Origin of the sequence: uncultured Slackia sp. (genome assembly GCF_944321625.1) — a bacterium.
Lineage (GTDB): Bacteria > Actinomycetota > Coriobacteriia > Coriobacteriales > Eggerthellaceae > Slackia.
Map to the genome: position 1 here is coordinate 1 of NZ_CALUMA010000112.1, position 20,040 is coordinate 20,040.

Annotated in this window: 13 protein-coding genes; 7 read left to right on the plus strand and 6 right to left on the minus strand. The window is 61.0% G+C overall.

Annotation, left to right across the window (positions count from 1 at the left end; genetic code table 11):
* Positions 1 to 3,437: phosphoribosylformylglycinamidine synthase (locus Q0J60_RS09425; protein WP_294440909.1), on the plus strand; the 3,437-nt coding region annotated here is incomplete at its 5' end.
* A gap of 126 nt (positions 3,438 to 3,563) precedes the next feature.
* On the opposite strand, the gene Q0J60_RS09430 is transcribed toward Q0J60_RS09425, so the two are convergent.
* Both Q0J60_RS09430 and Q0J60_RS09435 read right to left on the minus strand, forming a co-directional pair.
* A complete protein-coding gene (locus Q0J60_RS09430) occupies positions 3,564 to 3,872 on the minus strand; it encodes a helix-turn-helix domain-containing protein (RefSeq protein WP_294440911.1) in 309 nt (102 codons plus the stop codon).
* Between the two features lie 3 nt (positions 3,873 to 3,875).
* A complete protein-coding gene (locus Q0J60_RS09435) occupies positions 3,876 to 4,235 on the minus strand; it encodes a type II toxin-antitoxin system RelE/ParE family toxin (protein ID WP_294440914.1) in 360 nt (119 codons plus the stop codon).
* Between the two features lie 309 nt (positions 4,236 to 4,544).
* Here Q0J60_RS09435 and Q0J60_RS09440 point away from each other — a divergent pair, with 309 nt between their 5' ends.
* From Q0J60_RS09440 to Q0J60_RS09450, 3 genes are all read left to right on the plus strand, one after another.
* On the plus strand, positions 4,545 to 6,380 hold the full coding sequence (locus Q0J60_RS09440; protein WP_294440916.1) for a TerB N-terminal domain-containing protein: 1,836 nt from the start codon (positions 4,545 to 4,547) through the stop codon (positions 6,378 to 6,380).
* On the plus strand, positions 6,377 to 7,768 hold the full coding sequence (locus tag Q0J60_RS09445) for an ATP-binding protein (protein WP_294440918.1): 1,392 nt from the start codon (positions 6,377 to 6,379) through the stop codon (positions 7,766 to 7,768). Before Q0J60_RS09440 ends, Q0J60_RS09445 begins: the two co-directional genes overlap by 4 nt.
* A 77-nt stretch (positions 7,769 to 7,845) precedes the next feature.
* Positions 7,846 to 10,362, plus strand: a complete 2,517-nt coding sequence (locus tag Q0J60_RS09450; protein ID WP_294440920.1) for a DEAD/DEAH box helicase — start codon at positions 7,846 to 7,848, stop codon at positions 10,360 to 10,362.
* A 200-nt stretch (positions 10,363 to 10,562) separates the two neighbouring features.
* Here the strand turns inward: Q0J60_RS09450 and ettA are convergent, their stop codons facing one another.
* A complete protein-coding gene (gene ettA, locus Q0J60_RS09455; RefSeq protein WP_294440922.1) occupies positions 10,563 to 12,242 on the minus strand; it encodes an energy-dependent translational throttle protein EttA in 1,680 nt (559 codons plus the stop codon).
* Positions 12,243 to 13,117: 875 nt separating this feature from the next.
* On the opposite strand from ettA, the gene Q0J60_RS09460 reads away from it, so the two are divergent.
* On the plus strand, positions 13,118 to 13,780 hold the full coding sequence (locus Q0J60_RS09460) for a hypothetical protein (RefSeq protein ID WP_294440923.1): 663 nt from the start codon (positions 13,118 to 13,120) through the stop codon (positions 13,778 to 13,780).
* A gap of 149 nt (positions 13,781 to 13,929) precedes the next feature.
* Here Q0J60_RS09460 and Q0J60_RS09465 read toward each other — a convergent pair whose 3' ends face one another.
* From Q0J60_RS09465 to Q0J60_RS09475, 3 genes are all read right to left on the minus strand, one after another.
* A complete protein-coding gene (locus tag Q0J60_RS09465) occupies positions 13,930 to 14,910 on the minus strand; it encodes a spermidine synthase (protein ID WP_294440925.1) in 981 nt (326 codons plus the stop codon).
* Positions 14,911 to 14,935: 25 nt separating this feature from the next.
* Complete coding sequence (locus Q0J60_RS09470; RefSeq protein ID WP_294440927.1) at positions 14,936 to 16,939, minus strand: elongator complex protein 3; 2,004 nt, start codon at positions 16,937 to 16,939, stop codon at positions 14,936 to 14,938.
* Between the two features lie 91 nt (positions 16,940 to 17,030).
* Positions 17,031 to 17,573 (minus strand): hypothetical protein, encoded by a 543-nt coding sequence (locus tag Q0J60_RS09475; RefSeq protein ID WP_294440929.1) that lies wholly within the window; start codon positions 17,571 to 17,573, stop codon positions 17,031 to 17,033.
* Between the two features lie 104 nt (positions 17,574 to 17,677).
* Here Q0J60_RS09475 and Q0J60_RS09480 point away from each other — a divergent pair, with 104 nt between their 5' ends.
* Both Q0J60_RS09480 and Q0J60_RS09485 read left to right on the plus strand, forming a co-directional pair.
* Positions 17,678 to 18,559, plus strand: a complete 882-nt coding sequence (locus tag Q0J60_RS09480) for a hypothetical protein (RefSeq protein ID WP_294440931.1) — start codon at positions 17,678 to 17,680, stop codon at positions 18,557 to 18,559.
* A gap of 614 nt (positions 18,560 to 19,173) precedes the next feature.
* A complete protein-coding gene (locus Q0J60_RS09485; protein WP_294440933.1) occupies positions 19,174 to 19,914 on the plus strand; it encodes an RNA polymerase sigma factor in 741 nt (246 codons plus the stop codon).
* Positions 19,915 to 20,040 lie beyond the last annotated feature (126 nt).

Genomic DNA, 20,040 nt, shown 5'->3' on the forward strand with positions numbered 1-20,040 from the left:
TGATCAGCCAGGGCGAGCGCCCCGAGGTGCGCTCCGCGAAGGTGTACTACCTGCAGGGAGATCTGACCGAGCAGGACATCGACGCCATCAAGCACTACGTGATCAACCCCGTCGAGGCGCGCGAGGCGTCCATGGCCGAGCGCGACACGCTGGCCCTTGAGGTCGCGCAGCCCGATCCGGTGGAGGTGCTCGAGGGCTTCCGCGAGCTCGACGAAGAGGGCTTGGCGGCGTTCATCGCCGAGCGCGGGCTGGCGATGGATTTGGCCGACATCGTGTTCTTCCAGAAGTATTTCCGCGACGAGGAGCACCGCGATCCCACGATCACCGAGGTCAAGGTGGTCGACACCTACTGGTCCGACCATTGCCGCCACACCACGTTCGGCACCGTGCTCGACGAGGTCACCTTCGATGACGCCGTGGTCGAGGAGGCGTTCGCGAAGTACCTCGAGATGCGCCACGAGCTGGGGCGCGACGAGAAGCCGGTCTGCCTGATGGACATGGGCACCATCGGCGCGAAGTACCTGAAATCCAAGGGCATCCTGACCAACCTCGACGAATCCGAGGAGATCAACGCCTGCACCGTCAAGGTGAAGGTCGACGTGGACGGCGTCGACGAGGACTGGCTGTTCCTGTTCAAGAACGAGACGCACAACCATCCCACCGAGATCGAGCCGTTCGGCGGCGCCGCGACGTGCGTGGGCGGCGCGATCCGCGATCCGTTGAGCGGCCGCAGCTACGTGTACCAGGCGATGCGCGTCACCGGCGCGGGCGATCCCACGGTTCCGGTGGAGCAGACGCTTGCGGGCAAGCTGCCGCAGCGCAAGATCGTCACCGAGGCCGCGGCGGGCTATTCCAGCTACGGCAACCAGATCGGCCTGGCAACCGGCCAGGTGAGCGAGCTGTACCATCCCGGCTATGTGGCCAAGCGCATGGAGGTGGGCGCCGTGCTGGGCGCCGCTCCCGCCGCTAACGTGCGTCGCGAGGAGCCGGCTCCGGGCGATGTTGTGGTGCTTCTGGGCGGCCGCACCGGTCGTGACGGCATCGGCGGCGCCACCGGTTCGTCCAAGGCGCAGAACGTGTCCAGCGTCGAGGAATGCGGCGCCGAGGTGCAGAAAGGTAACGCGCCTGTCGAGCGCAAACTGCAGCGCCTGTTCCGCCGCGGCGACGCGTGTCGCCTGATCAAGCGCTGCAACGATTTCGGCGCGGGCGGTGTGAGCGTGGCCATCGGCGAGCTGTGCGACGGCCTGCAGGTGAATCTGGACGCCGTTCCCAAGAAGTACGATGGTCTGGATGGCACCGAGCTTGCCATCGCCGAGAGCCAGGAGCGCATGGCCGTGGCGCTGGCCGCCTCCGACGTGGAGGAGTTTCTGGGCTACGCGCGTGAGGAAAACCTGGAGGCCACCGTGGTGGCTCAGGTCACCGAGGAGCCGCGCGTGCGCATGATGTGGCGCGGCGACACTATCGTCGACCTGTCGCGCGAGTTCTTGGCGTCCAACGGCGCGCCCAAACATCAGAAGGCACACGTGGTGGCGGCCGAGGCGTACGCCCCCGTCATCGAGGGCGAGACGCTCGCCGAGCGCATGCATGCCCTGGTCACCAACCTGAACGTGTGCTCGCAGAAAGGCCTGGGCGAGCGTTTCGACTCTACCATCGGTGCGGCTACGGTGCTTATGCCGTTTGGCGGCATTCGCCAGCTCACGCCGAGCCAGGCGATGGTTGCCAAGTTCCCCGTGTTCGGCGAGACGCGCACCGTGAGCGGCATGGCGTGGGGCTTCAATCCCTATATCATGGAGAAAGACCAGTTCACGGGCGCGTATCTGTCCGTGGTCGAGAGCGTTGCCAAGCTGGTTGCCACCGGCTTCTCGCATGAAGCGGTGTACCTGAGCTTCCAGGAGTACTTCGAGAAGCTGCGTGACGAGGCCGATCGTTGGGGCAAGCCCGTGGCGGCGGTGCTCGGCGCGCTTATGGCTCAGATCGACCTGGGCGTGGGCGCCATCGGCGGCAAGGACTCCATGTCGGGCAGCGTCGCGAGCCTGGATGGGCCCCCGACGCTGATCTCGTTCGGCGGGGCTACCGGCAACGTGGACAACATCGTATCGCCCGAGTTCAAGGGCGCGGGCAATCGCGTGCTATTCGTGATTCCGCAGCCGAGCGAGGACGGCATGCGTCCTAATCCTGAGGCGCTCATGGAAGCGTTCTCGACGGTCGAGGGCATGATTGCGCGCGGCGACGCCCTGGCGGTTTCGACCCCCGGCTTCGGCGGCGCGGCCGAGGCGCTGTTCAAGATGTGCGTGGGCAACGGCATCGGCTGCGACCTCACGCAGGGCATCGCCGATATGGATGCGCTGTTCGCGAACGTGTACGGCAGCTTCATCGTGGAGCTCGCCGAGGGCGCCCAGGTGCCTGCGGGCAGCGAGCGTGTGGCTGTAGCCGTGATGGGCAGGACCTGCGAGGAGTACGTCTTTGAGGCGTGCGGACAGAAGGTCGACCTGGCTCAACTCCAGGAGGCTTGGGAGCATCCGCTGGAGAGCGTGTTCCCGTACCGTGATTCCGCCGAAGAGGCAGCCGCGAAACCGGCTGCTGAGCCGGTGACCTGGATGGAGCGCAAGCCGCTCACGCTTTCCGCCACCATCGCCAAGCCCAAGGTCATCATTCCGGTATTCCCGGGCACCAACTGCGAGTACGACACCGCCGCCGCGTTCGAGCGCGCCGGTGCCGAGGCGCAGGTGCTGGTCATCAACAACCTCACGCCCGCCAACGTGCATGAGAGCGTGGAGGCGCTGGCGAAGGGCATTCGCGAAAGCCAGATCGTGATGCTGCCCGGCGGCTTCTCCGGCGGCGACGAGCCCGACGGATCCGCCAAGTTCATCACGGCGTTCTTCCGCGCGCCTGAAGTGACCGAGGCCGTGCGCGATCTGCTGCAGAACCGTGACGGACTGATGCTGGGCATCTGCAACGGCTTCCAGGCGCTCATCAAGCTGGGCCTGGTGCCGTTCGGCGACATCAGCCCGATGGACGCGGATTGTCCCACGCTGACGTTCAACAACATCGGCCGCCACCAGAGCGGGCTCGTGAACACGCGCGTGGCATCCAGCCTGTCGCCGTGGCTGTCGCGCTGCGAGGTGGGCGACGTGCATACCATCGCCATCAGCCATGGCGAGGGCCGCTTCGTGGCCAACGACGAGGTGCTGGCGCAGATGAAGGCCAACGGCCAGATCGCCACGCAGTATGTGGATGCGGCTGGCATGCCGTCCATGAGCCTGGGCGTGAACCCCAACGGCAGCGTGTGGGCTATCGAGGGCATCACCAGCCCCGACGGCCGCGTGCTGGGCAAGATGGGCCACACCGAGCGTTCCGGTTACGGCCTGTACAAGAACGTGCCGGGCGACACCTACCAGCCCCTGTTCGAAGGCGGCGTGGATTACTTCACGCTGTAAGGGTTCTGGGTCGCTACCGGATTCAGCAGACGCTTCAAGGGCGCAGCCGATATCGGCTGCGCCCTTTTCGTTCGCAAGCGAAACAGCAACTCTGTTTCTGCCGGTCGTATTTGCAGGCCAGCGCTGCTAGATAAGACGAATCTGTCGTTCAGGGAACTGCGCGGTGATTTCGAGCGTACCGCCCAGTCCTTCCACGTAGCGTCGCAGCGTATCGATTTTGAGCACATCGATCTTGCCGTTCTCGAGCGCCGATACGCGTTTTTGCCCAATGCCCATTTTTCGTGAAAGTTCTTCTTGCGTCATGTGGCGTTTTTTTCTAGCTTCCTTTAGCTCGTATGTACGTATTGTTTCTTCAGTGGTCTTTCGAGCCTCTTCCATAAGGGTATCGCTCACGGGATGCTGTTCGCGAAACTCAAGATAGGTTAGTTTTTCCATGGATTACTCCTTGCCTTGAAGATAGCCCCTGTATCTTTTCTCGGCCTCAGGAATGGCTTTTCTATACCACGCTGCCCAGGCTCTTTTTGCTCCGCCCTTCGACTTGTCACCGCCAAGCAGCATGATTGCCTTGCGGTCGGGATCAAAGGCGAACAGGATGCGAACTTCTGTCTTGCCGGGTGATGCAGGCCGAAGCTCTTTAAGGTTCTTTAGCGTAGTGTGGGAGAGTGTATCTACGAGCGGGCGCCCCAGCGCAGGCCCTTTCTCTTGAAGCATGTCCAGTGCGGCATAAATTCCGGCTAGGGTTGCTGAATCCTGAGAAACGAGCCAGTCTGCTATGTGCTCTACTCGGATTTCCCACATATCGCATCTCCTAATATACCATAAATATATAGTACTATAGATATAAAGTAATTACTTTTCTGATGCGAGCAATATAGTGGGGAATGCGCCGAGGCTGCTCAGGGAGAGGGATTGCAAACGGGGTCTATGCAGTTGGCCTCGGTGTAGAACATGTTGTTTTGCCTAAAAGCATCTCCCATATGAATACGGACGTTTGTTCGTATATAATAAATGGTACTGGTCAGTTGGCGTTCAGGTATGGGTGGCTATTGTCATGCGATGTGCGTCTGCTGCAACGTGAAGCGTTGTAAAGAAGGGCCATAGCAGGGTATGAGCAGGGTGCAAAGAATCATCGAGTGGGCTACGCGCGAGGCGCGCAGCAAGCCCGAGTGTGCCCTGTCTGAGAAGGTCTATCGCGATGAACCCATCCTGATTACTGCCTCGCAAATGCGTCAGTTCCTGCCGCGCGAGTATCGTGAGATGCGTGCGATCGCCACGTCTTCGGAGGCAAGGTTCAAGCCTTCTGCCTGGGTGTTTGCCCAGCAGGCGAAGCTTATGGAGAACTTCGAGGACGAGTTTCCCTACAACGGCGAATTCGTACGGTATTACCCCACGTATATGGCTATGTCGGAAGACCAGCTGCGTGGGTATTTCACGTGGCGTGCCCATCTGCGGCGTGGCGAGATGCCGCAAGGCCCCACGTCGTTTGCGTTCGTATATATCTATGAGCTGCTGAACGGTGCGGGTTGGAAGACCCCCGAGGAAGGCTTTACGCTGCTAAAGGAGTTTTACGAGCACTACGGCGAGCATGATTCCACGATTCGTCGCTATCTGAAGCGCTGGATGGTGGATTTTGCTGTGTGGTATGGCGTTACGTCGGACGATTTGGACGACTTGGTGCGAGGTGGGCGCGAAGAGGCCATTAAGGTGTTTGACGGGGCTGCCGCCTTGGACGCGTCGCAGATGGGGTTCGAGCGCGACCCTCATGGGGTGCCGGTTTCTGCTCAGGCGCGTTTGGAGGAGGGGTCGAGCGGCATCGTCCCTGATGAAGAGCTTGCCGTTTCTGGCGATTGCGCGCATAGCGCAGACGATGAAACGTCGTGGGATGCATTGTTCGATGCCATCGTGGCGCTTTCCACCTACCGCGTTGAAGCATCGCGCCTGTTCAAGGAGTATCCGAACGAGTTCCGTCGCGCGCTGTGCGGCACGTGCGTCGCGCTGGCGCGGTATTGCGAGGCGCATCGCAAGACCTCGTTTTCGGAAGGTCTGTTCGGCGCGTTTCGCGAAGAAGATTACGTCATGTTTCAGAACGCGGTGTTTTATAACGACGGCCGGCATATTGAAGCCGCATACTGCCTTCCTGACGGGCGCATGCTAACGTGCAAAAACGGCAGATGGCGCCAGAAAAAGCGCGTTGCCGTGAACCGCGGCCCCAAACTAGGGGCTATCGCGAAGACGGTGGATGCGTGCGTGCGCGAAGAGCTTGCCATGAGTGTGTCGCTCAAGGCCCCTGAGCTTCCGAAATACATGGCGCGTATCGTGGCGGATGAGGCGCATGCGGCTGTAGCATGGGAGCAGGCACATAAGCCGTTCGAACTCGATTTGGATGTGTCCAAGCTTTCCGGCATCAGAAGCGCTGCGTCCGAGACATGCGAGGCTCTGCTTGTGGACGAAGAGCGCGATGCGGGAGCGGAATCGAGCGCGACTTTTGACGTCGCGATTTCGGGGCTTGGGGCGTATTCGCTCGAGCATTCGAGTGGTTACGGGTTTGAAAGGTCCGGCGATGGTTCGGCGGCATTGCTCGATGGGCATTGTGCCGGCGCCGTGCGTGAAGCTGAATCCGCCTCGTCGAAGGAGGGGGTGGGTTGCTGCTCCCCGGAATCGCCCAATTGCTCGGAGTCTTGCGGCTTTGCTGCGGAAGAGGGAGAGTTTGGCAATTGCCCGCTGAATGAGCTCGAACGTCGCTGGGTTGTCGCACTGCTTGACGGCGATGTTGGCGCAGCGTACGGCGTGATTGTCGAATCGGCACTTACCGAAGACCTGATGGCGGATGCCGTGAATGAGAAGCTGTTCGATTACCTGGGGGATACGGCGGTGGAATCATGCGGCAGCGGATATGCCGTAGTGGAAGACTACCGCGAGGATGTGGAAGGATTGGTCCGATGATTGAGGCGAATGAGGCGCAACGAACGGTGCAACCGGGGTCTGCCGGCGTATCGGCGGCGCAGGTCGCGCCCAAAGTGCCCAAGCGCATCGCTGCCACGCTGCTCAACTCGCTCAAGGGTGGCGTGGTGCCGCGCATCGGGCTGCCATATGTCACGGTGGGTCGTAAGGACGAGATTGCGGCGCTACTGCGTGACCTTGAGCTGGTGGCCGACGGCGGGGCGTCGTTCCGTTTCATCGTGGGCGCCTACGGCAGTGGTAAGAGCTTCCTTCTGCAGACCATTCGCAATCATGCGATGGGCAATGGGTTCGTGGTGGCTGACGCCGATCTCTCTCCCGAGCGGCGCCTGCAGGGCACGCGTGGGCAAGGGCTTGCGACCTATCGCGAGCTTATTCGCAACCTCGCTACCAAGACCAAGCCCGAGGGAGGAGCGCTCACGCTTATCCTGGATCGTTGGGTGTCGGGCGTGCGTGCTCAGGTGGTGGACGAGGGCGCGTCTCCCGATGCGCCGGATTTCTCGGAACGAGTGGAGTGCCGCATCTACACGCAGATGCAGGCGCTTGAGGAAATGGTGCACGGGTTTGATTTCGCACGGCTGCTCGCGCTGTACTATCGTGCGCATGTTCAGGACGATGAGGAGACGAAATCTCGCGTGGTCAAATGGTTCCGCGGCGAGTACCGCACCAAGACCGAGGCGCGGGCCGAGCTGGGCGTGAACATCTGCATCACCGACGACGATTGGTACGAATATATCAAGCTGTTCGCGGCGTTTTTGCAAGGTGCGGGATACGCGGGTCTCATTGTGTGCATCGACGAGTTGGTGAACCTGTGCAAGATTCCCAACGCTATCACGCGGCAGTACAACTACGAGAAAATCCTTGCCATGTATAACGACGCCATGCAGGGCAAGGCGCGCCACCTGGGCATCATCATGGGCGGTACGCCGCAGTCTATCGAGGACCGACGTCGGGGCGTGTACAGCTACGAGGCATTGCGCAGCCGCCTGTCCGAAGGCCGTTTTGCGCGCGAGGGCCTGCGCGACATGATGGCGCCGGTCATTCGGTTGGAGCCTCTTACGCATGAAGAGCTGTTCGTGCTGATAGAGAAGCTGGCGGCTATCCATGCGGGGTATTTCGGATACGGGCAGCGCTTGACCGGTGACGATTTGGCGGAGTTCCTCCGTATCGAGCTGGGTCGCGTGGGTGCCGCCATGCTCATAACGCCGCGCGAAATCATCCGCGATTTCATCGAGCTGCTGGACATTCTCTATCAGAATCCCGGCGTCGGCGTGGCAGAGCTGCTGCAATCGGATTCGTTTGCGTTCGCGCAGGCGCCGGTGGGCGATGACGATTCGCCGGTCGATGAGAAATACGCAGAGTTCACTATTTAGAAGGTGAGTCAGGGGCTCAGATGGACGGGGTAAATGGACCCTAGTCTTTCCGGTCCGTGTCTCAAGAAAGGATTGCCGTGAGCGTATTCGATCGATATGCGCCGTTCGTGCAGGAGTTCATCTTCAGCCACGATTGGCAGAGTCTGCGCGGCATTCAGGTGGCAGCGGGCGAGGCCATCTTCGACACGGATGCGAATGTGCTGCTCACGGCGTCGACGGCTTCGGGCAAGACCGAAGCGGCGTTCTTTCCCATCCTGACCGAGTTCTGGGAGAATCCGCCGCGCTCGGTGGGTGCGCTCTATATCGGACCACTGAAAGCGCTGATCAATGACCAGTTCTATCGTTTGAACGACCTGTGCGCTGAGGCGGATATTCCCGTATGGCACTGGCATGGCGACGTATCGGGTTCGCATAAGGCGAAGCTGCTCAAGAAGCCGTCGGGCATTCTGCAGATTACGCCCGAATCCCTCGAGGCGCTGCTTATGCATCGTCATGCCGCGGTATCCAAGCTGTTCTGCGACCTACGCTATATCGTGATTGACGAGGTGCATTCGCTTCTGCGTGGCGACCGCGGCGGTCAAACGCTGTGCTTGATAGAACGCCTTTCGCGCATGGCGGGCGTGAACCCGCGACGCATCGGGCTTTCTGCCACGCTGGGCCAGCCCGAGGCTGTGGGCGCGTTTCTCTCGGCTGGCACGGGACGCGGCTGCATCATTCCGCGCGTGGAGGAGCCGGGACGTGTATGGCGCCTGTCTATGGAGCATTTCTATATCGGAGGCCCTCTAGAGGCATCGAGCGAGGTGTCGGTCGACAGTGGCGGCATGGTGCTGCCCAACGTGGTATCCCATGGGCGCGAGGGGAAAGGGCAAGCGAAGCCGGGCGTCGTGGCGGCGTCGGCTTCAGCAGTGCAAGGTGCGGGGCGGGATGCTGCCGCCGCGTTCGCATCCGATGGTGAAGTGAACAGGGGCGATGGCGCTTGGTTCGATGGATTGTCTGGCGCGGTAAGGCCCGAGGTCATTGACTCTGATGCGGTGGATATCGCGCCGGTGGCACCGTTCGATATGCCCACCGATCAGGCTCCCAAAGGAGCCGATCCAGGCTTGGGCTACATCTTCGAACACACGCGCGGCCGTAAGTGCCTCGTGTTCGCCAATTCGCGCGAGGAGGCAGAAGGCGTGTGCACGTCGCTGCGCGCGTACTGCGAGGCACGCCACGAACCCGATCGATTCCTCATCCATCATGGCAACCTATCCGCCAGTATCCGCGAGAGCGCGGAGGAGATCATGCGCGACGAGAGCGAGATGCGCTCTATCGTGACCACCGCGACGCTTGAACTGGGCATCGACATCGGGCGCATGGAGCGCGCGTTCCAGATTGATGCGCCGTTCACGGTGTCGGCGTTTCTGCAGCGCATGGGGCGCACGGGCAGGCGCGACACGCCGCCCGAGATGTGGTTCGTGATGCGCGAGGAGAAAGCCGAGCCGCGTTCACTCCTGCCCGAGACGGTGCCGTGGAAGCTTTTACAGGGTATCGCGTTGGTGCAGCTGTACCGCGAGGAGCGCTGGGTGGAGCCTCCGCGGCTGGACCGTCTGCCGTACAGTTTGCTTTACCACCAGACTATGGCCGCCCTGGCGTCCGAGGGCGAGATGTCGCCGGCGCGTTTGGCGAGCAAGGTGCTCAGCCTCACGTTCTTCCATCGCGTGAGTCAGGATGATTTCCGCATGCTTCTGCTGCATCTGCTGGAGATGGACCACATCGAGCGCACGGAGGCGGGCGGGCTTATTGTGGGTATAGCGGGCGAGCGCGCTGTGAACTCGTTCAAGTTCTACGCCGTGTTCCAAGAGAACGAGGAATACACGGTGCGCAGTGATTCACAGGAGATAGGCACCATCGTGAAGCCGCCCCCGCCGGGGGAGAAGATTGCCATCGCGGGGCACGTGTGGGTGGTCGAAGAGGTGGACCATAAGCGGCGCGTGCTGTACTGCACGCAGGTCAAAGGCCGCGTTCCGGCATATTTCGGCGATTGCCCCGGTGACATCAACACGAAGATCTTGGAGCGCATGAAGCGCGTGCTGGAGGAGGGTTGCGCGTATCCCTACGTGATGGACCGCGCCCAGGTGCGGCTAGCGGAGGCTCGCCATGTGGCGAAGGCGGCCGGCATCGTGAGCGATGCCGCAAATGGGCACGTTGAGCCTACGCTTATCAACTTGGGTGGAAACATGTGGTGCCTTATGCCGTGGCTCGGGAGCTATGCGTTTTTGGCGCTGGAGCGTCTGTTGAAAATCAAATGCGCGCCGCATTTGGGCCTGCGCGGTCTTGACGCATCGCGGCCATATTTCATGACATTCATCATGGACGAAGCGATTGACGAACAGGCATTTCGCGCGGTAGTGGCCAAAGAGGCAGCCGAGCTGTGTGACCCGCTTGAGCTTGTATATCCTGGCGAGGTGCCGCGTTTCGAGAAGTATGACGAGCTCGTGCCGGACGAATTGGTGCGCAAGGGGTTCGCGTATGGCGTTTTGGATATCGAAGGCATGCGCGAGCGCATGGCATCCGGGTCCGAGGCCCCTCGACTAGAAGAGTCTGGTATCTAGTTGCCAGGCGGGTTTAGCCGTGGGTGGGGATGACTCAGTGAGGAGCCCAGGTTTCGTCCGTCGGGCAGGTTGCCAAGCCTCCTTTTGCAACGGGCGCTAATCGGACGCTTCTCCTTGGATCCCAACGAAAAAGAGCCGACCTAAAAGGCCGGCTCGAATCGGGCGCGCGTTGGACGCTATTGGACGCGTAGGCTGTTTGACTAGTCGCGCGTGAGCTTGCGGTGCAGGCGATGGGGCTTGGCGGCCTCTTCGCCCAGGCGCGCCACGCGGTCTTTTTGGTACGACTCGAAGTTGCCCTCGAACCAGTGCCAGCGACCCGGGTTCTCGTCGTCGCCTTCCCATGCGAGCATGTGCGTGGCGATGCGGTCGAGGAACCAGCGGTCGTGGCTTACCACCACGGCGCATCCGGGGAATTCCAGCAGCGCGTTCTCGAGGCTTTCGAGCGTTTCCACATCGAGGTCGTTCGTGGGCTCGTCGAGCAGCAGGAGGTTGCCGCCCTGCTTGAGCGTGAGCGCCAAGTTCAGGCGGTTGCGCTCGCCGCCGGACAGCACGCCGGCGGGTTTCTGCTGGTCGGGACCCTTGAATCCGAACGCGGCAACGTAGGCGCGGCTGGGCACCTCGGTCTCGCCGACCTTCATGTAGTCCAAACCGTCGGACACGACCTCCCACACGGTTTTGGAGCCATCGATGCCGGCTCGGTTCTGGTCGACATAGCTGATCTTCACGGTCTCGCCGATTTCGAGCGTGCCGTCCGTGAGGTCTTCGAGTCCCACGATGGTCTTGAACAGCGTGGTCTTGCCTACGCCGTTGGGGCCGATCACGCCCACGATGCCGTTGCGGGGCAGCGTGAAGCTGAGGTCGTCGATCAGCACGCGGTCGCCGAAGCATTTACGCAGGTGGTTGGCCTCGATGACCTTGGCGCCCAGGCGCGGGCCCACGGGGATATGGATATCGGCGAAGTCGGTCTTCTCGAACTTCTGCGATTCGGCCACCATCTGGTCGTAGCGCTCCAGACGCGCCTTGCTCTTGGCCTGGCGGGCCTTGGGCGAGCTGCGCACCCATTCGAGCTCTTCCTTCAGGCGCTTGGCGAGCTTGGCCTCGCGCTGGCCCTGCGCCTCTAAGCGGGCGGCCTTCGTCTCCAGGTAGGTGGAGTAGTTGCCCTTGTAGGGGAACAGCTGGCCGCGGTCCACCTCGCAGATCCATTCGGCTACGTTGTCCAGGAAGTAGCGGTCGTGCGTGACGGCCAGCACGGCGCCGGGATAGCGCTTGAGGAACTGCTCCAGCCACAGCACGCTTTCGGCGTCCAGATGGTTGGTGGGCTCGTCAAGAAGCAGCAGGTCGGGGGCCTCAAGCAGCAGGCGGCACAGCGCCACGCGACGGCGTTCGCCGCCGGAGAGCACGTTCACCGGCATGTCGGGGTCGGGGCACTGCAGCGCGTCCATCGCCTGGGAAAGCTGGCTGTCCAAATCCCAGCCGTTGGCGGCGTCGATAGCCTCCTGCAGCGTGCCCATCTCGGCCATGAGCGCGTCGAAGTCGGCGTCAGGATCGGCCATCTCGGCGCTGATCTGGTTGAAGCGATCGATCTTAGCCAGCACGTCGGCAAACGCCATGCGGATGTTCTCGATGACCGTCTTATCCTCATCCAGCGGCGGCTCCTGCTGCAGGATGCCCACGGTGTAGCCGGGCGTCAGGCGCGCCTCGCCGTTAGACACTTCCTCGAGGCCCGCCATGACCTTGAGGAGCGTGGATTTGCCCATGCCGTTAGGACCCACCACGCCGATCTTGGCGCCGGGGTAGAATGAGAGCGACACGTCGTCCAGGATGACCTTGTCGCCATGCGCCTTACGCGCATGCATCATGGTGAAAATGAATTCGGCCATTTGATTCCTATCTCTTAACGGGGTGTGTGCCGCCCTGGCCTCGCCGCCCATGATGCGCGCGGCCCACGCTTCGCCTTGCGCGCGTCTGCAACGACGTGGCCGCTTGGCGCGCGGGCGGGGCTGCCACGTTCGACGTGCGCTGGGTGCGCAATCTCGGCACATCGGGGCTGCTGGGCGCGGCGATTTCCCTTTCTGAAATGGTCTTACACTTTCTATCGGGAAATGCGTGATAAGGCAACGTCGCGCGCGCAAAATACCGAGAAAAGGCAGGGGCGGGTCTTGTGGGTTTTTGCGATAAGTGCGAGCATTGGTGCCTGCGGGGGGGGGGCGCTTCCTCGAATCGCCTTACAGCTGCGCGCGGGACTTTAGATTGCCAGGATTGTTGAGTTTCGTGGACGTTTTTTCGATTTTCCCGGCTATTTTGTCTGCGATTTGCTTCGATATGAGTTGATATACCCCGATTCGGCATCCATAGTTGTTTGAGATAAGCGACAAATCCTTAAAACAGCTGTTCAACTTTTAGAGATACGCAGCACATTCGACGTTAGTCCCGGGAAAGTCGAAAAAACGTCCACGAAGTATAGGGTTGTTCGGTAAGGTCTGGGCTTATTTACAAAACGGCGGAAATATTGCGGCAATGCTACGACCCGATAGTATGACGCGTGCGGGGGCTTTCCGCCGATATCGCACATCATCGGCGCAAACAACCTATTGGCACGCAACAGCTAGCTGGAAGACTGCTGCCGATTGCGCTCGCGGCGCATTGCGTCCACGGGCACTTATCTGTGACACATGCGCTATTTGTTGTGCGTAGGACTGATTTGCCCGCTATGATGGCTGAGCGAAACAATGAAAGGGCAAGGAGCGTGAATCCAATGACGAACAATCACGATTTTGGATCGCAGACGCCTTACAGCACGGTACCCATGAATGGTCATCCGTACGGGGCGCAAGCGCCGGGTGTATCTCCGGCGCCCGGGGGAAGCGGTTCGCGGCGCCCGCCGCACACCTACACCACGGGGCAGGTTATTGCGTTCGTGCTGATTGTGGCAGTACTCGTCGCCGCGGTGGCGGGGCTTATCGGCTCGAACGCAGCACGCGATGCCGCCGAGAAGGAATACGCGCAGCGCGAAGCGGAGCTTACGCAACAAATTCAGCAGCTTGAGCAGGAGCGCGATGAATTGCAGGCGCTTTACGATCAGGCGGTCGCTTCAGGCGATGCGGGCACGTCTGCCAGCGCTTCTGATGGAGCCACGATTGAGATCGATGTGGACGAGACGGTTGCGTCCGCTAAGGCCAAGCTGCAGGAGGCGGTGGACTCCGCAAAGGAATGGCTCGAGTCCGATGCGGGGCAGGCCATGCAGGTGCACGTGCGCCTCGCGCTCCAGAATGCCATCGACATCGCAAGCCGGCTCATCGAGGAGAGCGGCGTCGCCGATCCTCAAACCTACATCGACGCTGCGGACATGATTACAAGCATCATCGACGAAGAGACCGCGGAAAACGCCCAGGAGATGCAAGAAGGGCAGAGGCAATAGCCCTTCAACGCAGGGTGGAATTCGTTGTAGCAAGATCTTCGGCGCCGTGCAGTACCGGGCTTCTCTACGCAGCGTGGAAACGTGGACCGTGCGGGAGGAGCGAGCTGGACGGTTTATTGTTTCAATGGGCGGACTGGTGAGTTGTCTGTTCAGTCGCGCATGGGCGCGCCCAGGAAATCCTCGTCAAAAGGTATGGCGTCTTCGAAATCGTATGTGCCATCGGTGGCGATGACCAGGTAATTGTCTTCGCCACCGAAATCCTCGTCAGGACAGGGGATGATGTGCACGTGCGCGAATGCCTTTGCAAGCGTTGCCGTCAGGTCGCGGAGGAACGCGACGTTCGCCCTGTCGAAATCAGACACGACGTTGGCAGCGTAGAGGCCGCCGGGGATGAGGCATGCCTTCGCCGCCTGTGCTGCCTCGACGGTCGCGAGCGAGCGAACGGGCTCGGCGCCGGAGAACGCGTCGTTGACGATGGCGTCGTAGCGCATCGCCCCAGGGCGAGCGCCGTAGGAGCGCTGGCTGCTCTCTGCGGCATTTTCAAGGAAGGCGCGTCCATCGTCGCAGATGAGACGCAGGCGCTTATGGGCGGGGTCGAACCTCTCAATCGCCTCATCGAGGAAGAAATGCCTGCGGGCGATACGTATGATGGCGGGGTCTATTTCCACCACATCGAGGCTTACTTCGGGATGCGTTGCCAGCACATGCTTGGGCCAGGCGAACCCGCCGCCGCCTAAAACCAGCACTCGATGGGAGTCGGCGAAATCGGTCCGCTTGCAGTCAGGCGCGTCGGGTGTCTCGACAGCAAGGGAGCGAGCGGCGGTGGCGGAGGAATGCGCGGTGTCGGAGAAATGCGCGGTGTCGGCAAAGGAGGCCGATGCGCCGCAAGGCGGGAAGCCGTCGGGCGAATCGTCTTCGAGTGCAGCACCGACCGGGTGTTCGAGCACGGTGTCGAATGCGCGGTAGTACTCGAATACCGGCTCGAATCGTCGCTCGTCGGTATATGCGGCGCTTTGGAACACGCCTCCCAGCTTGAGCACGCGCACGGGCGAGCCATCGGGCGCGTGCTCTTGAAGTATTTGTGCAAACCCGAATTTAGTGCGGTAGATATATCGTCCGAAAAGCTTCATGCGTGTCCTCAGATTAAGCGGCGACTTAGAGCGCTTTTTGCTGGTACAGCCCGTTGTGGGCGGCGGCGAAGCCCAGTTTGCGGTAGTACTCGCGCGTGCCTATGGCGCTGATCACATTGATGCAGTCATATCCGGCGTCGTGAGCAATCTCGCAGGCACGCTCCACCAGGCGTTTGCCGAGGCCGCGGTGCTGGGCCGCTTGTCCTTCCTGATGGATGCCTGCCACTGCGCCGTACACATGCACCTCGCGGATCATGGCTTCGCCGGGGGCTATGGGAAGCTGCGCAGACGCATCGGCAAAGGGCGTGGCGACATCCATAGAAGGATGCTGCGTTTCCTCGGGCAAGCGCTGCGTTTCGTTCATATGGGCGGCGGGTTGCTTGGGGGTACCAGATGTCGCATGGTCGCCGGCATGGTTCCATACCGCCGCATCGGGCAGCGACAGGCGCAAGAATCCGGCGATGGCGCCGTCGGGGGTCACCCACTGCAGGAATATTTCTTGTCCCGTGGAGGTGTGGTAGAGCAGTTCCTCCATCATCAACTCGCCTTTTTCGGCCCGGCGTGCGTTGATCTCGCGGTGGCGAATCTCGCGAAGCGGACGTCCGGTTGTCAAAGCCCGCTGAGCCGCCTCTGCTTCCACGACTTCGCGAAGGTTGACCTTCTTGTTGCCGTCCACGATATCGTCCGACGAGAAATCGCGGATCATGCGCGAGATGCGCGCCCACGAAGGCGTGGCAATCACGTTGCGCACGAGCACGTCAACCAACGTTTGCTCGTCATACGGGCGCCATGTGCCGTTGCGATAGCGCTCCATGAGCGCGGCGCTGCCGATGAGCGCGCACGGATACATCTTCACCTCGTCAGGCATGAAGCGCGCGTCGCTCACCAGGCGTTCGTAGCCGCGCACGTCGCCTTCAGGCGTGGCGCTGAAGAGGTTTGCCATGAAGTGCGCGTGCGTTTTGAACCCGAACAGTCGGGCGAGGGCGAACGCCTGCGCGATACGTTCCACCGTGATGCCGCGGCGGTTCGCGCGAAGCACCTCGTCATCCAGGCTTTGTACGCCCATCTGGATTTTCGTGCAGCCAAGCCGACGCATGAGCAGCAGGCTTTTGCAGGTGACCATGTCGGGGCGCGTTTCGATGACCAGGCCCACACAGCGGTGCGTCGCAGTTTCGTTTTGCGCGTGGAGCTCTTCGATGCGGGCGAGATCAGCCGTCTGCATACGGGCGACGGCCTGCCATCCAGCATTGCTTTCGTAGAGCGCGTCCATCGCGCGGTTGAAAGCAAGCGCGCCCTCTGTCACGCGCTCCTGTACATCTGCGACCTCTGTCGCAAGCTCGTCAGGGTCGTTCGAAATGCCGCATTCCGCATAGAACGCACGGCGTTGTTCGACCGAGGTCTGCATCTCGGGAGAGCCGCCCTCGTTGAGCGCGCGGAACAGCTCGGCAATGAACCAGATGCGATAGCGCTCGGGGTAATCGTCCCAGGTGCCGCCCAGCACGATGAGCTCCACTTTGTCGGTCACGTGTCCCATGCGCGCAAGCGAGCGCAGGCGTGCGGCCACCTGCAGATACGGGTCGAACCACGTGCGTTCGGCTCGCTGGCAGGCGGGTTCGTCGGCCAGGTAGCTTTTGGGCATGCGCACGTCGTTAGGGCAGTACAGGCAGGCACTTGTGCAAGCGTGCGGCTTCGTGATCACCGTGATGGTTGCAACGCCGGACGAGGTGCGGCGCGGCTTCACGCGCAACGTCGCAAGGAGCTGCCGCTCAAGGGTGTTGTCGATGTTCCAGCTGCGCCAGCGTTCGGGCTCGCTTTCCTTGACCGCGAAATAGTAATCGAGCACCTTCTTTTTAGAGAAGTGCTGCGCGTTATCGCGAATGCTGCGATTATGGAAGCGAATGATGCGCTCTAGCTCGTCGGGCGCAAGCGGCGTGTTCGATGGGTCGTCATGGGTAGGGCCGTCGCTATCATGGGGGCATGCGGTACCGTGGCGCAAGGCATCAAGTATGTCGCGAAACAATTCTTCCATGGGTGTAAGGATACCATGGCATGTGTGGGGCATAGCGAAATCGCGGCGTATCGTGCTTCGATTGACCGGGCGACACGAGCGGCCCGCTACGCTATTGCCGCAATCCTAGTCGTGCCACGCTGCTGATGCAGGAGTAAATCGATCGCTCGAGAACTTTGGGCTCCGCCGATTGACGCCATCGAGCATAGAAGGCCGAGGCGATGTCTTTGCCTAAGGGGAGCCCGCCCGAATCCGCCGGACGGGTGCCGTCGAAGTTGCGCACGAATTTGCTCTTGCGCCAGCCCCACTGGCCTTCGAGGTCCTGAGTGTACTTCACGCCCTGCTCAATCTGCAGAAACATGAGGTCAAGCGGCGATTCCCTGCTGGAGAAATTGACAGAGGTGTCGTATTTGCCCTGCATAAGAGCCATTGCCAGCGTGGTTGTCATGCCGCACGGCGTGAAATCCTTGCGCGGGAACCAATCTCTCAGGAGCGCGGTACACGCGATAAGCAGGCAGCGTGCGCTTTCGGCAACGCCGGAATCTTTCTCAGTTTCGAGGATGTCGCTCGCGAGTCCGTCGGCGAAAGCGAGAGTGTCTTCATCAGATTCAACCCAAGCAAGTAGATCGCATTCGCAGCAAGCATCTGTGCCCATGTGTGCCCTCTCTTAAACGATGTGCCTCTATAATGGGGATGGTAGCACGCGAAAATTTCATACGTGTTCCAATCATGGTACAGACAAACGCCGCGAGGAGAAGAATGGACAACGCGACCGCGCGAGCGCTCTGCGCGCTTAATAACGAGTTCTATGCGAGGGAAGCCGCGTCGTTTTCTGCGACGCGCGAGGCCCCGTGGCCCGGGTGGCGGCGCGTGCTTGAGGCGATGGTGGCTAGGCGCGACAACGATACGGACGACAGTCTTTTCCTGGTGGATGTTGCCTGCGGAAACATGCGGTTCGAACGGTTCCTTGACGCGGAATACCCCGGGAATTTCTGCTCGATTGCCGTGGATTCATGCGACCAGCTGGCGCTCGATGCGCTTGAGGCGTGCGATTTCAAGAGCGGCGAGGTGGGCTATGCGCACGTCGACGTTATAGAACAGCTGCTTGACGGCGGCGCACGGGGGCTTGCGCTTTCTCTAGGCGCGAAGAACGCCGATGCGACCGTGGCCTTCGGGTTTATGCACCACATCCCCGGCGAGAAGAATCGGACGCACTATCTCAGAGCGCTGCTCGAGACGGTGCGCTCTGGAGGCGTTGCCGCCGTGTCGCTCTGGCGTTTCATGGATGACGAGCGGTTAGCTAAAAAGGCACGTGAGGCCACCGTGCGGGCGAAATCGCTTGTGGCGGATGCAGTTTCGGGTCGCATGCCCTTCGATAAGGAGGCAGGTCGCACATCTTTTGCCGAAGAAGCTGCGCGCTCCCCGCTGTTCGCCGTCGATTTCGCCCAGTTCGAAGCAGGGGATTACCTGTTGGGATGGCAGGACGATGCTGCGGCGTTTCGCTATTGTCACAGCTTCGATGATGCGGAGATAGCGCGCCTTATCGATTCGGTGGGCAATGCGACGATGCTCATCACCCGCTTCACCGCTGACGGCAAAGCCGGTAACCTGAACGAATATCTCGTGTTCCGCAAGAGGTGATTCATCGCGCTATTTGCTTACGATGCATTCGGAGCCACTAGGTATTTTGGCCGCCCTGGAAAGCGAATTCCAGATTGCAGCACGATTTCTGAACAAAAAAGCGAGTTGGCCGGGGCTTTGTAGCGAGTTTCGACGGTTTTGCGCGCCGTCGATGGTGCTCGTATGCGATTGCGATGACGAAAACTCTTATAACGCCAGTTCGCGTTTAATGGTTTTCGTCGAATTGGTGCTCCGCTTCCGGCTAACTCGAAATAGTGTCCATTTCGCAGCGCTTTTCTGGGATTTGGGGCAAGCTGAGCAAGCAGTACGCATCCGTCAAGCGGTGAAGAATTTTGGACGTGTCGCTGAGATGTTTCGGGCGCACTGGCAAAACGTTTTAGATGCGCCGCAGAGGTGTTTTGGATGTGTGGCCGGGCATTTCGGACGAGCGCTTCGGTTGGTTTGACGCGGCATCTCGGGCGCGCTCTGTGACGTTGCGGTAACGCCGCGTCTTCGTTTTCTCAAACTTTTACGGTTCGGCCGCTCATCTTGCTTGCTTCGCCCGTTATATGGGGTGAGGAGGTGGAAATGCGGACATGGTTTTCAGAGATGGCGAAAGGAATGCTGCGCTAGAAATGTCTGGTGTGCTGGAAATGCCCGGCACGGCAGGAATGCCCGGCACAGTGGCAATGCCCGGCACGGCAGGAATGCCCGGTGCAGCAGGAGTATCTGGTGCGGCAGGGATGCTTGGCGTAGCAGGAGCGTCCGGCACGGCAGGAATGCCCGGCGCGGCGGATGCTCACGACGTGGCGCATCACGAGACGAAGGTGCTTGGTGAGCCATGCTGCGGAATTGAAATGCCGGATGGGGCGCGCCGCAAGGCTGAGCAGCATGAGGCGACGCGCCACGTGATCGAGTCGCATTACGACGATGTGCTTGCCTACTGTCGCCGCCGCGCTGCGTCTCTCGAAGACGCTCGGGATTTGACGCAGGAAGTGTTCCTGCGGTTCTTTCGCGCCTCCTCCCGATACCGCGACGAGGGAAAACCCCTTGCGCTTCTGCTCACTATCGCGCGCAACGTGTGCATCGATGCCGCGCGTAGGCGGCGGTTTGACCAGGTGCCGTTCGAGGAAGAGCTGCATGATCTTCCGTCCTCCGATCAGTCTGAATCCTTGGGCGTCATCGCCCAGGCGCTCGAACGGCTAGACGCAAGCGATCGTGAGGTGCTGGAGCTGCGCTACGACCAGGGGCTAGGCGTGAGCGAAATAGCACAGGTGCTGGGTATCTCCCGCTTTTCCGCTTCTCGGCGTATCAGACGGGCGCTCGCCGAGGCGCGCAAAACGCTTGAAGAGGAGGGATTTCGATGGGACGACTGATTTCTGGCGAGCGTGATGCTGCGAACATGGAGAAGATGCTTGCTGCCCATTACGCGGCCGAACGCGCGGCTTTGCAGTCCTCCGAGAAACGCAAGGCCGCCGTCGAGGCATGCGTCACTGCAGTCG